14 protein-coding genes and 1 pseudogene are annotated in these 14,354 nt (G+C 33.6%); 5 read left to right on the plus strand and 10 right to left on the minus strand.

The window, feature by feature from the left end:
• Nucleotides 1-32: 32 nt before the first annotated feature.
• A protein-coding gene (locus LPC09_RS13270; protein WP_231307522.1) for an IS3 family transposase occupies nucleotides 33-1,153 on the plus strand; the annotation gives its coding sequence in 2 pieces (ribosomal slippage) (nucleotides 33-315 and nucleotides 315-1,153; 1,122 coding nt in all).
• A 103-nt stretch (nucleotides 1,154-1,256) separates the two neighbouring features.
• Here the strand turns inward: LPC09_RS13270 and LPC09_RS13275 are convergent.
• Nucleotides 1,257-1,544 carry a hypothetical protein gene (locus LPC09_RS13275; RefSeq protein ID WP_231307523.1) on the minus strand — a complete coding sequence of 96 codons (288 nt, stop codon included), beginning with the start codon at nucleotides 1,542-1,544 and terminating at the stop codon, nucleotides 1,257-1,259.
• 893 nt (nucleotides 1,545-2,437) lie between these two features.
• Between LPC09_RS13275 and LPC09_RS13280 the strand changes: the two genes are divergently transcribed.
• Nucleotides 2,438-3,676 carry an IS110 family RNA-guided transposase gene (locus LPC09_RS13280; RefSeq protein ID WP_231307524.1) on the plus strand — a complete coding sequence of 413 codons (1,239 nt, stop codon included), beginning with the start codon at nucleotides 2,438-2,440 and terminating at the stop codon, nucleotides 3,674-3,676.
• Nucleotides 3,677-4,031: 355 nt separating this feature from the next.
• Here LPC09_RS13280 and LPC09_RS13285 read toward each other — a convergent pair whose 3' ends face one another.
• The 7 genes from LPC09_RS13285 to LPC09_RS13315 all read right to left on the minus strand — a co-directional run bounded on the left by LPC09_RS13285 (nucleotide 4,032) and on the right by LPC09_RS13315 (nucleotide 9,808).
• A complete protein-coding gene (locus LPC09_RS13285) occupies nucleotides 4,032-4,211 on the minus strand; it encodes a DUF3934 family protein (protein WP_231307525.1) in 180 nt (59 codons plus the stop codon).
• Between the two features lie 185 nt (nucleotides 4,212-4,396).
• The gene (locus LPC09_RS13290; RefSeq protein WP_231307526.1) at nucleotides 4,397-6,187 is read right to left on the minus strand and encodes a sensor domain-containing protein; all 1,791 of its coding nucleotides are present in this window, start codon (nucleotides 6,185-6,187) and stop codon (nucleotides 4,397-4,399) included.
• Nucleotides 6,187-6,642 (minus strand): PAS domain S-box protein, encoded by a 456-nt coding sequence (locus LPC09_RS13295; RefSeq protein WP_231307527.1) that lies wholly within the window; start codon nucleotides 6,640-6,642, stop codon nucleotides 6,187-6,189. Before LPC09_RS13295 ends, LPC09_RS13290 begins: the two co-directional genes overlap by 1 nt.
• Nucleotides 6,643-6,972: 330 nt before the next feature.
• Nucleotides 6,973-7,149 (minus strand): hypothetical protein, encoded by a 177-nt coding sequence (locus LPC09_RS13300; RefSeq protein WP_231307528.1) that lies wholly within the window; start codon nucleotides 7,147-7,149, stop codon nucleotides 6,973-6,975.
• A 12-nt stretch (nucleotides 7,150-7,161) separates the two neighbouring features.
• Nucleotides 7,162-7,926 (minus strand): IS21-like element helper ATPase IstB, encoded by a 765-nt coding sequence (gene istB, locus LPC09_RS13305; RefSeq protein ID WP_098799614.1) that lies wholly within the window; start codon nucleotides 7,924-7,926, stop codon nucleotides 7,162-7,164.
• A gap of 1 nt (nucleotide 7,927) precedes the next feature.
• Nucleotides 7,928-9,490 carry an IS21 family transposase gene (istA, locus tag LPC09_RS13310; protein ID WP_098799615.1) on the minus strand — a complete coding sequence of 521 codons (1,563 nt, stop codon included), beginning with the start codon at nucleotides 9,488-9,490 and terminating at the stop codon, nucleotides 7,928-7,930.
• 102 nt (nucleotides 9,491-9,592) lie between these two features.
• Nucleotides 9,593-9,808, minus strand: coding sequence for a hypothetical protein (locus LPC09_RS13315; RefSeq protein WP_231307529.1), 216 nt, complete (start codon nucleotides 9,806-9,808; stop codon nucleotides 9,593-9,595).
• 164 nt (nucleotides 9,809-9,972) lie between these two features.
• Here LPC09_RS13315 and LPC09_RS13320 point away from each other — a divergent pair, with 164 nt between their 5' ends.
• Nucleotides 9,973-11,412: a DDE-type integrase/transposase/recombinase gene (locus LPC09_RS13320; protein WP_098795475.1), complete on the plus strand. Its 1,440-nt coding sequence runs from the start codon at nucleotides 9,973-9,975 to the stop codon at nucleotides 11,410-11,412.
• Nucleotides 11,413-12,020: 608 nt separating this feature from the next.
• Here LPC09_RS13320 and LPC09_RS13325 read toward each other — a convergent pair.
• A complete protein-coding gene (locus LPC09_RS13325) occupies nucleotides 12,021-12,536 on the minus strand; it encodes an HXXEE domain-containing protein (RefSeq protein ID WP_231307530.1) in 516 nt (171 codons plus the stop codon).
• Nucleotides 12,537-13,060: 524 nt separating this feature from the next.
• Between LPC09_RS13325 and LPC09_RS13330 the strand changes: the two genes are divergently transcribed.
• Nucleotides 13,061-13,414 (plus strand): glyoxalase superfamily protein, encoded by a 354-nt coding sequence (locus tag LPC09_RS13330; RefSeq protein WP_231307531.1) that lies wholly within the window; start codon nucleotides 13,061-13,063, stop codon nucleotides 13,412-13,414.
• 338 nt (nucleotides 13,415-13,752) lie between these two features.
• On the opposite strand, the pseudogene LPC09_RS13335 reads toward LPC09_RS13330, so the two are convergent.
• Nucleotides 13,753-13,967: pseudogene (locus tag LPC09_RS13335) on the minus strand (hypothetical protein); the annotation flags it as partial.
• A 208-nt stretch (nucleotides 13,968-14,175) separates the two neighbouring features.
• Between LPC09_RS13335 and LPC09_RS13340 the strand changes: the two are divergent.
• Nucleotides 14,176-14,337: a hypothetical protein gene (locus LPC09_RS13340; RefSeq protein WP_231307532.1), complete on the plus strand. Its 162-nt coding sequence runs from the start codon at nucleotides 14,176-14,178 to the stop codon at nucleotides 14,335-14,337.
• The last annotated feature ends 17 nt before the right edge of the window (nucleotides 14,338-14,354 follow it).

Here is a 14,354-nt window from a genome sequence, read left to right on the forward strand (position 1 = left end):
ACTACAGATAATATTATCGAGGAGAATCTACAATGACTAAAAGAGAACGCCGAACATTTACTGAGGAATTTAAACAACAGATTGTGCAGCTTTACAACAGCGGCAAACCTAGAAAAGAGATTATTCAAGAATATGATCTTACTCCTTCGTCTTTAGATAAATGGGTGAGTCAGAATCAAACTTCTGGTTCTTTCAAGGAAAAAGACAATTTAACACCGGAACAAAAGGAACTAGCTGAGCTTAGAAAGCGAAATAAGCAATTAGAAATGGAGAATGACATTTTAAAGCAAGCCGCGCTGATACTAGGACGAAAGTAAATGTGATTAAGAATAACCAGCACAAATACTCGATATCAGCAATGTGCAAGGTCCTACAAATACCTAGAAGTACTTATTATTATGAAGCAAAAGAACGTCAGGCTGAAGACGACATCACTTCAGATATTATTGAGATTTTTCATGAGAGTTTCCAAAATTACGGGACTCGTAAAATCAAAAAGGAACTAGCTAAGCGTGGAAAGGTTGTGTCTAGACGTCGAATCGGACGAATAATGAAAGAACAAGGCCTGGTGTCTTCATATACTCTAGCGCAATTCAAGCCACATGCCAGTGGGACAAACGAATCGGAACAGAAAAATGAGCTTGATCGTCAGTTTACACAAGACGAAGCATTATCAGTCGTAGTAAGTGATTTAACATATGTGAGAGTCAATAAAAAATGGCAATACATATGTATATTTGTTGATCTTTTTAACCGTGAAATTATTGGATATAGTATCGGTCGTCATAAAAATGCTTTATTAGTTTATCGTGCGTTAGCGTCAATCAAAACAGATTTACGTAAGATTAAGCTGTTTCATACAGATCGAGGAAGTGAGTTTAAGAATAAGCTCATTGACGAGGCATTAGCGACTTTTAATATCCAGCGATCGCTAAGCATGAAAGGATGCCCATATGATAATGCAGTAGCAGAAGCTACATTTAAAATCATTAAAACTGAGTTTGTCAAGGGACGTCATTTTGATAGTCTTGAAGAATTAGAGAACGAACTACAACAGTATATCCATTGGTTTAATCACAAGCGAATCCATGGAACATTAGGCTATCTTAGCCCAATTGAATTTAAACTTGGACACCTTAAAAATGTTGTCTAGTTTAGTGTTGACTATCCAATTGTTCTTTATATAACACTTCCCCCCTTTAAGTTGAAAAAGATTTTTAATACTTTTTGTTTTTAGTAGTCATATTAATAAGTAATCATCTCTTACCTTTTAATTCTAAAATTATAGGTGCTATATTAAGTATGATAGAAACAATTGTCAAAAACCATAATGCCCTTTCCATACCAGGTACTACATCCCCTAAAGCTGACCAATCTTCCACTCTTACCCACCGAGATACAAGGCTATATTCTGAACAAAGTGTTAATGCAGTAAATGATAGTCCTATTCCCATAGCAAGTTTATAATCCTTTCCTACTTTATACATATAAAGATTTATAAAAGTTGCTATTATTGCAATAACCCCAAATATCATAAATAACATCACTAACCTCCATATATTTTTGTCGTGTAAGAATACCAACGTGCGTCATCTAAGTTTTTTGTATTACTTATTAGACATTAATACTTCAAATCTTATCTTATAGTAGATGCTCTGAACAAACCTGCCTGGTGTTTAAGTGTAAATCTTCGATATGAATTTCATTCTAATTGATCTTCTCCAATCTGACCTAAACTGAAAATAAGCGCCTTTCATTGTTCAAGAAAAGCGCTTCGTTTTTGAAGATCTTATGGTCCTAAAATCAATGTTCCCCAAATCATATAAAATGGTGGAAAAAATATTATAACCATAAATAAACTTCCAATAAAACCCATTTTATTCATAAATATTACTAGAGTGCTTTCACTTTCAAATCTCAGCCGACGACCAATAAGATTCGAAAGTAAACTCAAAACACTTAGTGAATAAAAAGCTATATATTCTGAGCCAAATATATTAATCTCAACAAAGTAGACAATAATTGAGAGGACTAAAAATAGAACAGAAATCCATATACAACTATTCCGGAACATTGAACCCCTTTCTAAATAAATTCGATCAACTTTAGCCAAAATCATCCTCTAGTATCAATTAATCAAACCCTTTACATAAAGAGAGACTACCGTTATTACGTATTTGCGCTTTGTTCGTAATATAAGTTTAACCAGATTTTACTGGTTGAACTTTTTTTATTTAGTTTTATTATAGCGGTAGTCGGAGTAGAACGAAGCGCTTGTGGGACATGGATCCCGTCAGCAAAACTGTTCACTCCCTACTTGTATAATCATGTTTCAGGCTGGTTGGGACATGGATCCCGTTTAACAAGCGAACCTATGACAGTACAAGCAGCTCTAGGGACAACCGACTAATCTTAAATTCTAAGGAGGAGATGATTGATGAATCCAGTAATAGGTCTGGATGTTTCGAAAGGAGAAAGTCAGGTACAAGCATTCTTGGATAAGGGACAACCTTTTCGTAAAAGCTTTAGTGTAAAACATACAGTGGATGGTTTCGAGGGTCTATTAGTATTCTTAAAAGAGGTTGAAAAAGTAGCTGCTGGTAAACAACCTTCGGTTATCTTAGAATCGACAGGACATTATCAATCTCCAGTCATTCAATTTTTGGAGGAACATCAATATATTTATATTATTGTGAATCCCCTAATCTCTTATCGAGCAAGGAGTGCAAGTTTAAGAAAGGTTAAAACAGACGCTGTCGATGCCTATCTTTTATGTGAATTATTCTATAAAGAAGAAATTGAACCGTATAAGAAAAGAGGTATCCAACTCTTAAACCTTCGTAATCTTACAAGGCAACAAGAGACCATTTCAAGTATCTCTTCTCAAACCAAGATACAGCTTCTAACAGTACTAGATCAGGTATTTCCTGAGTATAGAGGGGTCTTTGGTGATTTATATTCGAAAGTATCTTTACAGACTCTTTCCTTGTTCCCTACTTCTGAACATGTACTAAAAACTACAGAATCTGTTTTAACCGAAAAGATTGTATCGTTATGTACAAGACGTTCTGAAAAGTGGGCAAAAGAAAAAGCACAAAAGCTTATTGAGGCAGCATTACGAAATCCATTTCAAAGCAACTTGTATGAAAGCCTTATTTTTAACTTAAAGATGTTAATTACCATTGTTCTTCAATACCAAGAGCACCTATCACAACTTGAAGCAGAAATAGATGCCCTCGCTAAAGAAATGGAAGAATATAAGATTATCCAGTCTATCCCTGGTATCGGAGGAAAGATTGCGGCAACAATCATATCCGAAATTGGAGAAATAGATCGGTTTAATCACCCTAAAAAATTAGTTGCCTTTGCAGGAGTTGATCCAAGCGTTTACTCTTCTGGACGATTTACGGCAACCCAAAATCGGATAACGAAAAGAGGATCCAGAAGGCTAAGGCAAGCATTATTTATGGCTGTATACTGTGGAATTCGAGATGCCCGAAAGCAAAAGACGAGTGACACTGTTATTCCTAGGAATAGAAAATTAAGAGAGTTTTACGATAAAAAACGCAATGAAGGTAAACCCTATAGAGTAGCAATTATCGCTTGTGTTAATAAGCTTTTACACTTGATTTACGCACTTTTAAAGAACAAAACTACTTTCCAAGAATTAGCTTAGAGACTATATTTATCAAAATAAAACAAAACCTTCCAAATACTAAGATAAGGAAGGCTATTTAGCATACTCATTTTTAGTATATCATCATTATTTTAATTTTTTTATTGAAAAATGTTGACAACTATTAGCTGGTTTTGTAAAAAATGATTATCGAAATATGGCACCCCTTGGTTAAATTATTTATTACACGAAGAAAATATTTTTTGAGACAGAAAGTAAGCCAATGTTGCGACTAATAAAGTTCCCAAAAATGGAATTATTGTAGTCTGTCCAAACACCACCTCTTGAACTGCTGGATCCTCAACTATTACACCCATTAGTTGATTTAGAAATGGTATTTATTTAGCTATAGTCACTATTTTTCGGTGGTATCATCATTATTATTGCTAGTTGTCTTTGTACCATCGCGAATTTTAACACCTTTACTTTTGTAGGGTTTGGCACTCTTTGCCTTTTTTGCACTAGCTTGCCAACGGTTCCAACCTTTCTTACCTGTTCCTCTGCCTGTTCCGCCTTTACCCTTAGCTTTACTCATAGAATCAACTCCATTATTCTTGTACGATAAGGTAGCTTTAGTCATTGTTCCTTAACTACTTCCGATAGACCTTTAAACATACTTTTTAATTACACAAATAAAAAGAAAACTTCATTAATTAAACAAAGTCGCTCGATTGTTGAAGTTCATTCCAATACTTTTTTCTTAAAGTAAGCATCCTTTTTTTAAAATAATTGTTTTCTTATTAGATCTTCTATTTCTTCAGTAGGTAATGGTTTACTAAAAAAGTACCCTTGCCCTAAGTGACAATTATTTTCTTGTAAAAAGTTTATTTGATGTTCATATTCTACACCTTCAGCTATCACCTTAAAACCTAAACTATTTCCTAGTTCAATTATTGTTCTCACGATTACTTCTCCATTGAAATGTTTATTAATTTCATCTATAAAAGACTTATCTATTTTTAATTTATCTATAGGAAAATGTCTTAAATAATTTAATGAAGAGTAACCCGTACCAAAATCATCAATTGAAAGTTGAACACCCAGTGCCTTTAATTCCTGCATGATTTGGATTGATTCCTCTACTTGATGCGTGACACTTTCTGTAATTTCAAGATCCAAGTAATATGAATCTAGATTTGTATCCTGTAAGATTTGATTAACTGTCTTCACAAATTTCTTGTCTCGAAACTGTAATGATGAAACATTAACTGAAATACTAGGTATTGTTAAACCTATATCGATCCAATGTTTACACTGCTTACAAGCTGTTTCAAGGACCCAATTACCAATTAAGATGATAAGTCCAGTTTCTTCTGCAACAGAGATAAATTCAGCAGGAGAAATAAATCCATATTCCGGGTGTTCCCAACGAATCAACGCTTCTAATCCAATGATTTTCTTTGTTTCTAGGTCAATTTGTGGTTGATAATATAATGTGAATTCATTGTTTTTTATCGCTTTTCTTATGCCTATTTCTATTTCCATTTTACGATTATTAATAACATTTAATGAATTTGTATAATATTGATAATTATTTTTACCATTTTCTTTGGCATAGTACATTGCTATATCCGCGTTTTGGATTAGATTCTCAACACAATCTCCATCTTTTGGATATAGACTTATCCCTATGCTTGTTGAAATAAAAGTCTGTCTCTCCTGAATAAAAAATGGAGTAGACAATGTATCTCTAAGGTTTTCTGCAATCTGTGATACTTTACTAGGTTCAGGATAGGCCAATACAATAACATATTCATCTCCCCCATAACGGAAGAGTCTTCCATCTTCTCCTAAGCATTCACTAAGCCTGGTGGATACTTGTTGCAATAATTGATCACCAAAACTATGCCCATACGTATCATTTATCATTTTAAATCGATCTAAATCTAAAAACATAACAGCAATCATTTGAGCTTTTTCTTGGTTATTTGCAACAACTTCATCAAGGTATTCATATAATAGATTACGGTTTGGTATACCTGTTAAAGAATCATAATACGCCAAAAAATTGACTTGCTCCTCAGCTCTTTTCCTTTCAGTAACGTCTCTAACAACAACTTGTACTGCATCTTTTCCTTGGTAAGTTGTTAAAAATCCCAAGAGTTCACCATATATTTGTGTCCCATCCAACCGTAAGATTTTATACTCGCTTATTTCAGAGATTCCTACTTGTACTTTTTGCATTCGTTTTTTTGCATACTCCCAGTAGTCTGGTGAAACAAAATCAAATATATTTTTACCAATTATTTGACTAATATGATCAGCACCAACTAACTTTAATCCTGCATTATAAACATATACAATTTTCCCATCTACATGAATAAGTATCGTTTCGGGTGAGAACTCTACAAGCTTTCGATAACGCTCTTCACTTTCCTTAAGCTGTTTTTCTGCATTTTTCTGTTCTGTTATATCGCGAGAAAAGAAGATGATATGTTCAACTTCCCCGGTTTCACTTATTGTAGGTACTCCTCTACCTTCTACTAAAACAAAATGACCATCTCTATGCATTAAATTAAATTCAGCTGGAATTCTTTTTTTTGAGTTTTTACATTCTGTAAGCTTTCTTTTAATTTAGAGATTTCTTCTTCTTTTACATATTCGAAAACAGATTTTCCTATTAATTCCTCTTGAGTAAAACCAAAAATTGTTTGATGAGAAGGAGATATGTACTCAAACTTTCCATTCAAGTTAATTATAGAGATTAAATCTGATACATTCTCAACAATAAGACGATATTTGGCTTCAGATTTTAAAGTCGCTTTAACCCCTTTCTGAATCAATTGATAAAAAATTAAACCACTAATCAGTATAAACACACAACCTTTTGTAATATCTATCCATTCTGATCTAAAGAAAAAGTAATTTTTCATTAGATAGTCAGAAATAACAATCCATATAATACTACTAAAAATATAAATAAGTACTATTCTTGATGCAGTTTTTTGAGCAACATTTCTCCGCATTCTTTGCTACCAATTCCTTTCATTCAATCATATGTCTCCGAATTATTTTTACTATTATTTGTAACTTTTCATTAAACATACTTGTTCGGTTTTCCTTGAAAGTTTAGATTTACCATAAAAAATCCATTTTTCATGAAATACACCTCACTTTTAAATTCATAGAAAAATAATAAAAAACCACAAAGTTTAGAAGATAATTCGCTAGAGAAAACCTCTTAATACTTCGCTTTTTTCATCTGGGTTATATGACCTTATAAATAAAAAGCAGCTGTCCTTTAATTCAAGAACAGCGCTTTTATTGTGGAAGATTGCACCCACTAGTGAATTCTTTTAATTAAAGGTCTCATTGTAAATCTTTATCCATTTCTTTCGTTTTAAAAATAAAGTTGTAATTAAGACAGCTTCACCTACAACTAATAAACCGATTCCTAATAGTAATCCTCCAAAGAATAGAAATTCATTTACGCCCCAAGTAAAGGTAAATGTGACCGTCAAGTAGAATGACACAATTTTTGCTCATTAATTTGAAACACTTTGTTCCCCAAATATGGTAGAACGATGCTTCATACGATAACTATCTTCATTTAAATGAATAATCTCTACTCGATGCAGAATTCTATCTAGAATAGCTGTTGTTATAGCTTGATCTCCTAATAATTCTCCCCATTCTTTTGGAGCCTTGTTAGAAGTTAGAATAATGGACGATTGGTTATATAAATCGTTTATTAAATGGAAAAACATATTTGCTTCTTGTTGATCCATTGCCATGAACATCAAGTCATCTATGATAACTAAATCTGCTTCTCTAATTCTCTTCATTCTTGCTTTAGATTTGCGCGTGAATTCTTCCGTTTTCAGATTATGAACTAGGTCTCCCATTGAAGTAAAAATAGCTTTGTATCCTTGGTTTATTGCCTCTATACCTAGCCCGACCGCCAGGTGCGTTTTGCCTACACCAGGCGGTCCTAGTAATATTAAATTGTATAACTGTTCAACCCAAGTTAAGTCTCTTAATCTATTTAATTGTTTATTACTTAAAGACTTCTGTTCTTTCAAATTGAATTCCTCGAGTGTTTTACTAAAAGGAAAGGTAGCCCACTTTAAGCGATTATTTAATTGCTTTTCCTCTCTTCGAGCTTGCTCATAGGTTGTTACATCTAATAAAAATTGAGTGAATGATTGGTCCTTTTGCTCAGCTTCTCTGATCAAATGGGGTAGGTGTTTGGCAGTTTCAACGAGTCTTAATGCTTTCATTATGTCTTGTATTTGTTGAAGTTGACTCATCTTATTTTACCTCCATTAACACCGTGTAAGAATCTACTTTTCTTTTGTGTGCATCTGTTTCTAAAACCCATTCAGACAGCTTGTTCAAAGGTTTGATTTCTATTTTGTTTTCTATAACTGTTTCATTTATCTGGCGTTGACGTTTCACATATGCAACGATATCGCTAAAATCTGTTGCACTAAATAGTTTCCTTTTTACGCACTCTGCTAACGCCTTGGTTAGTACTTCGCTATTGCTTTCTTTTGCTTCACGCAAGATAATTTGCAGTTGGTCTTTAATGTAACGAGGATTTTTCTCTCTAACCTTCTCTAAATATTGATAGGCTCGTTCTTTATCTTCAAATTCCTCGGCCACTGTGCTAATATATGCTTCGACTCCTTTTGTACGGTCTCTACTATGTTTTCTATCTTTTACTAATTGGCCTTTGCCATTTGGAATCATATGTTTTGCAATGATTTCGCCAGTATCAGGGATATAAATAATCAGTTCTTTATTCTCCGTTTCCTTGATACATACTTTATCCAATTTGTTGTATGTGCCAAGTGGAAGAGAGTACCGATTTGAACCGAAACGAATTGTATTGTCCTTATGGACACACCTTGCTATACTTGTATCATAGTTATTTTGAATATCTATTTTTTTGGAGACCGGCTTTAAGTGTTGCTTTTCGAGGAGAAACACTTCAAACGGTCTTTTTTTTGTTGTGTTGTGTACCTTAAAGTTCCCAGTTCTGTTTAGCCATTCCCAACCTTGTTCGTTCCAGGAATCAATGTTATGGAATACTCTATGTTTGGCAAAGTTTTGTTTTATGAATCCTACAACATTTTCTATTCTTCCTTTACTTTCTGGGTCAGCTTTGCGACAAACACGAAGGTTCAAACCCCTAGATTCCCTATAATTTTGAAACTCTTTTGTTAAAATTAAATCTCCACCATTTTCACTAACTACAATTAAACTATCTTGATCATACACAATCTCATTGGTCATTCCACCGTACCACTTGAATGCATTCTCATGCGCTCTAATTACATCCTGTGTTGTAAAAGGTCTATCCAACCACTCTTTATATTTTTGTCTAGAGTGGGAGAGGACAAAGGCTATAAAGGTTAGCTTAATCTCCTTATTATCAGCTGTCTGTTGCCTTGTATGTCCGAAGTCTACCTGCATTTGTTCGCCCATCGGGGGATCGGGGATTGCCTCATACATTCGAGGAGACGTTTCTTTTTTTATCTGGTATTCTTCTCTAAGATCCTTTACATAACTTCTAACTGTACTCTCCCCAATATTTATATCTTCATATTTCTCCAGAAGCCAATCATACACTTGTGCAGCTGACATATCCGGATGCATCCTCAACCAAGATAGTATCAGCTCTTTATTGGGATCTAGTATTCTCTTTTTATTCTTAAGAGATTCTACCCAATCAGCCATCTCCGAAGGTGATTTCTTCAAATGTCTGTAAACTGTTGACCTTGAAATCCCTAACTTTTCAGCTATTTTAGTTTGACTAAATCCTTGTTTTAATAATTGTCTTATTTCCATGTACATTTCCCACTTATCCACCTTTTCTGACCCCCACTGTAAGTAATGAAACTATTATTCATTTTACAGGGGAGGAGTAATATTCATTGCTGGTATATTTGGGTAAATAAGTGTTTCATCAAATCAAGCAAAACTTGTATACTTTATTCTAGCAGTCACAGTAAACCATCCCATTATTGCAAGTACACCTAATGCCAGGTTGATTGTTCCTGAAATTAAGGCCTGCGGTATAAACAATCCCGTTTTCCTAATCATAAACGATCCATATTTAAAACTTACAAAAGTCGCTACTATCATAAAAATAATATATAGAGTCATCACAATATCTATCTTACTCATAATCCCACCCCTTTATATAAAGTCGTATTGTCAAAACTTCTATAAGAAATAGGTTATAAAATATCTCCATAGAGGGCTTTATAGGCAAAAAAATTGCCACCCCCTAAATTCTTTGGATAATTGAGGTTACCACACACCCAACAACCAAGAATGGAAGTGACAATTTGTACCCTCAAATTATAACCTATTTATTAACTTTTATAAACTATCAAGAACAACTCATTCGAACATTGCTTACTTTATTGATTGGTAAAAGCATGTTCGATAAACCTACTGAACAGCCCGTAAATAAACCTTATCGAAAACTTCAAGTGGATGACCTTCCGGTCATTGAAGTTCTAGAACAGCTTGATTATCGAGTTCTTCTTAGTGAATATCTAGAGAAGAACGGGAAAGCTCTCAAACCTGTTCAAAGGCGTAAGAATGCAAAAGTTTCCGTACCTAAAGCCATGAACTGTCCAAAGTGTGGTGCTCCATCGGATTATCTTTATGCCAACAATGGAGATAAAGGTCAGTATCAATGCAAGGTGTGTACAGAACTTTTCAGTGAAAAGAACCGTTACTCTAAGGAGGCCATCCTGAAGTGTCCTCATTGTTCCAAGACTCTCGAGAAAATAAAAGAAAGAAAAGATTTTCACGTGTTTAAGTGCAAGAACAATGACTGTTCTTATTATCAAAAGAAGCTCAATGGGATGACTTCAAAAGAAAAGAAAAGGTTCAAAAAGGACCCTCAAGCATTTAAATTGAGATACATTTTCCGTCAGTTTTATATCGATTTCCAGCCGTTATCTAAGGAATCACCAGAACTGCCGGCCGTGGACTTATCAAAGATTTATGCATCCCCACATACATTAGGATTGATCCTAACCTATCATGTAAACTATGGCCTTTCGGCCCGTAAAACAGCTGCGATTATGCAGGACGTACACGGAGTGATGATTTCACATCAGACTGTATTGAACTACGAAAATAGCGTAGCTTTATTACTTAAACCTTATGTGGATCACTATCCCTATGAACTTTCAGACCAATTCTGCGGTGATGAAACGTATATCAGAGTAAACGGTCGATGGCATTATTTATTTTTCTTTTTTGACGCCGTGAAAAAGATTATTCTTTCGTATCCGGTGTCGCCTAATCGAGACACAGCAACAGCCATTCGAGCAATTGATGAGGTCTTAATCAAGATGAAAGAGATTCCAGAAAATCTGACCTTTGTGGTAGACGGGAATCCAATCTATCTTTTAGCCCAACATTTCTTCGCTCAACATGAGATTTTATTCGATGTGAAGCAGGTCATTGGATTAACCAATGAGGACCCTGTTTCAACCGAATATAGACCAATGAAACAAATAATTGAGAGACTTAACCGCACCTTTAAGGGCAATTATCGCTCCACTCATGGATTCGGCTCTGAACATGGTTCCATTTCATACGTCACCTTATTTACGGCCTACTTTAACTTTTTGCGTCCGCATGCCGCCTTAGAAGGAAAAGTGCCCGTAGTGAATCCAGAACTCAAGGGGCTTCCAACAATGCCAGCACGTTGGACAAAGCTCATTGGATTAGCACAACAATGGATAGTAGAACAAAGACAAGCCTAACTTTTTGTTTAGCTGAGCCCTTAAGCTAATTCAGCAATCGGCGGAGCGAACTCTTGACAAACCGAACTTGCCAATGGTTTAAAATGGAAACAACCAAGGGCTTATTTGGTATGCCTTCTTTTGTTCCCTTCGCCCTTGTTAAACAATCCACAAACCATTGGCGTGTTTGTCAAGAGAGATTGCGGCGCATCTCCATCCAGTAAATAGGAGAGAAGCTAACCCTTTAGGTAGTTTTCATAAATCTTTTGACACTACCTATAAAGTTTAAAATATATATCCATAATCCCTATTAAAGATTACTACGGGGCAACTTAAATAAAATACATAAATATAGCTCAATCCATCCACTATCAAAGCCCTCATATAAATACAAACCTTCACATACTTATAATCAATAAGTAAACCTTCAAACATATCAACTTTAGCTTTTGGATTACCTTTAACAACCATATCAAGTTTAACCCTAACAATCTCATTTTCATTTTAATTGCTCTTCTCAATCTTTCCTTAGACTGAAATAAACACTTTCCTTGTCTCTGAAAGGCACTTCTTTAATTGAAGATCGTTCTGGTACATCCATTTTCCAGAAAAGCCCCAATTAATAACATCTATAATATGAGTGTTGATATATAAAGTGCCATAAATGCAAGAGGTACTTGTATAATAAAACCTAACACTAAATAGTTTAAAAGTCTCTTTTTAGTTATTACTCTTTCAGTTATAAGAAATTTAGCAGTAAAAAATGAATAAGGATACAATATAATAAATGATGTAACTATGCCTGGAACATAATCTTTAAAGAAAATGAATTGCAAGAGATGACCGATTCCATTTGCCAAAAGAATTCCAGGTACTAAAAATGCGAGGAAACTAGTTGGTTTCATGCCAATAAACCTTTTACCAATAAATGCTCTAAAACAACCTATTGAAGCTAAAATCCATAGTAAAGTAAAAGCAAATGAAAACTCTAAAGCTGTTACGTTAAATGGTATAATATTTGAATTTTCTTCAAGAAACTTCTCAACTGTTATGATTTCTTCAATATCATGAATTAAATATAACGGAGGAAAAAGTAATAAAATCCTTTTAAACTTTGATTCATCATATTCTTTAACTGTTTCCATGCTTTCCCCCTTTTGAAGAACCCTTCTAATTTACTTTTTATTCCACTAAACTGCCCCTTTAACTTAATAACAATTATTTCAAATTTCAAACATTTCCACAATACATTACTCCAGAATATGGCCTTCAAGCTTAGGCTATAGAATAAGATTTCTCAAATCCCTGATATTAATGAGAAAGAGCACAGTAATTTGTGCTCTTTTTCATTAAGGTTTTTAATGTCTTCCTTTTTCAACCAGATACTCTTTCAATATTTCCGTATCACCAAAACATCTCATCAGCACATCTTTTTAATAACACTAAATGTTGCAGCTACTAAAGTTATTAATAAAAATAAATAGTATACTGCCCAAAACCATGAAGGCTTCTATAGACCATGCTTTCATTGAATTCTTTTTCCTAATTTTAACATATCATTGCTAATGTTGGTCTTATTGTTTTATTTATTTTCAGCAATGATTCTCTTACAAATCTTTGTGATAATATAATTAAACAAATGTATATTTTAAAAGGATGTGTAAGAGCAATGGTTGTACCAATTTTTCGTATTTTTGACTTAGAAAAAGCAAAGGAATTTTATATTAATTTTTTAGGCTTTAAACTTGATTGGACACATCAATATGAAGAAGACATGCCTATCTATTGCCAAGTATCTTTAAACAATATAGTTTTACATCTTTCCGAGCATCATGGAGACTCATCTCCAGGTAGTACTATAAGAATTAAAATAACCAATATAAAAAAATATCACTCTAAATTACAAGAAATGAAGTATCATTATTCAAACCCTTGTTTAGAGAAATCACCCTGGAATACGGTTGAATTAACAGTTATTGATCCTTTTTTTAACAGAATTACTTTTTATGAGGAAATTCTGTGATCAAAGCCCTTTTTCGGACCTTTTACTTCACTACATACGTTAATACCAAAACAAAAACGCCTCTCTTTATTAGGCTCTGTTAAAGTTTAATGTTGATATTACTTATAAAAACGGAACTCCTAAATTTGTGGAAGTTCCGTTACTATAATATTTGCTTGTTAAACTAACGCACCCGTTCGTAGAACGTATCTGCTTTCAACTCGTCTGTTCTAACCCAACGTTCATTGAAGTATCTTTATTTTTGTTCCACTTCCTTCTTGCAGTGATTCTCTATTTTCTGCATCCAAAATTACATATTTATATTTAAGTGTTTTTTTACTATCCCATATTGAACAATATCTTTTGAAATTTCCTGTTGTTTTTGCCAATATCAGTTGAACTTCTATTTCATCTTCAACCATTTTAATTTTCTCTAAAATTTTTTCAGCATCTTTCTCTCTTTTAATATTTTTACTTGTTTTCCATTAAATTTGATAAGAACAGTATTATTTTTGGTAACTTGGTAGCTAAATGGAAGTTCGTTTAATCGATTTCTTTTATCGATATTGTCCACTTATAACCCCCCAATCAGGATTTCTATCTATATTTTATTTAATTCTATTTCCCTCCCGAAAACCCCTGCTTTAACTCAACAATCCGGCTTCGATTGTAGAAGATAAATATTCTATAGAATAGTATCCTTGTACTGTGAAATAGACATTTATAATTTCACATAAAAGTTTAGATTTTTGCCAACCTATACTCATGGAGGTAAAATACTTATGAAAAATAAATTAGATAAAACAATTGAATTATCAGCATGGATCATAACGTCGATATTATTAATTAAATATGTTCCTAAAAACAGAATACGGGAAGCCCATATATCCTTTTTGTTTAAACAAGTCATTACATGGCTTTTCGGTTTACTTGTAGTTGTGTAAACGAGCACATTAGTTCA

It is taken from the genome of Metabacillus sp. B2-18, from assembly GCF_021117275.1.
Lineage (GTDB): Bacteria > Bacillota > Bacilli > Bacillales > Bacillaceae > Metabacillus.

Bases quoted from the DNA above. Each gene is read 5' to 3' on its own strand.
- LPC09_RS13295 (WP_231307527.1), bottom strand. From the start codon at position 6,642: ATGCGGAGAAATGTTGCTCAAAAAACTGCATCAAGAATAGTACTTATT.
- LPC09_RS13325 (WP_231307530.1), bottom strand. From the start codon at position 12,536: ATGGAAACAGTTAAAGAATATGATGAATCAAAGTTTAAAAGGATTTTA.
- istB (WP_098799614.1), bottom strand. From the start codon at position 7,926: ATGAGTCAACTTCAACAAATACAAGACATAATGAAAGCATTAAGACTC.
- LPC09_RS13340 (WP_231307532.1), top strand. From the start codon at position 14,176: ATGAAAAATAAATTAGATAAAACAATTGAATTATCAGCATGGATCATA.
- LPC09_RS13315 (WP_231307529.1), bottom strand. From the start codon at position 9,808: ATGAGTAAGATAGATATTGTGATGACTCTATATATTATTTTTATGATA.
- LPC09_RS13290 (WP_231307526.1), bottom strand. From the start codon at position 6,187: ATGCATAGAGATGGTCATTTTGTTTTAGTAGAAGGTAGAGGAGTACCT.
- LPC09_RS13285 (WP_231307525.1), bottom strand. From the start codon at position 4,211: ATGAGTAAAGCTAAGGGTAAAGGCGGAACAGGCAGAGGAACAGGTAAG.
- LPC09_RS13275 (WP_231307523.1), bottom strand. From the start codon at position 1,544: ATGTTATTTATGATATTTGGGGTTATTGCAATAATAGCAACTTTTATA.
- LPC09_RS13330 (WP_231307531.1), top strand. From the start codon at position 13,061: ATGGTTGTACCAATTTTTCGTATTTTTGACTTAGAAAAAGCAAAGGAA.
- LPC09_RS13280 (WP_231307524.1), top strand. From the start codon at position 2,438: ATGAATCCAGTAATAGGTCTGGATGTTTCGAAAGGAGAAAGTCAGGTA.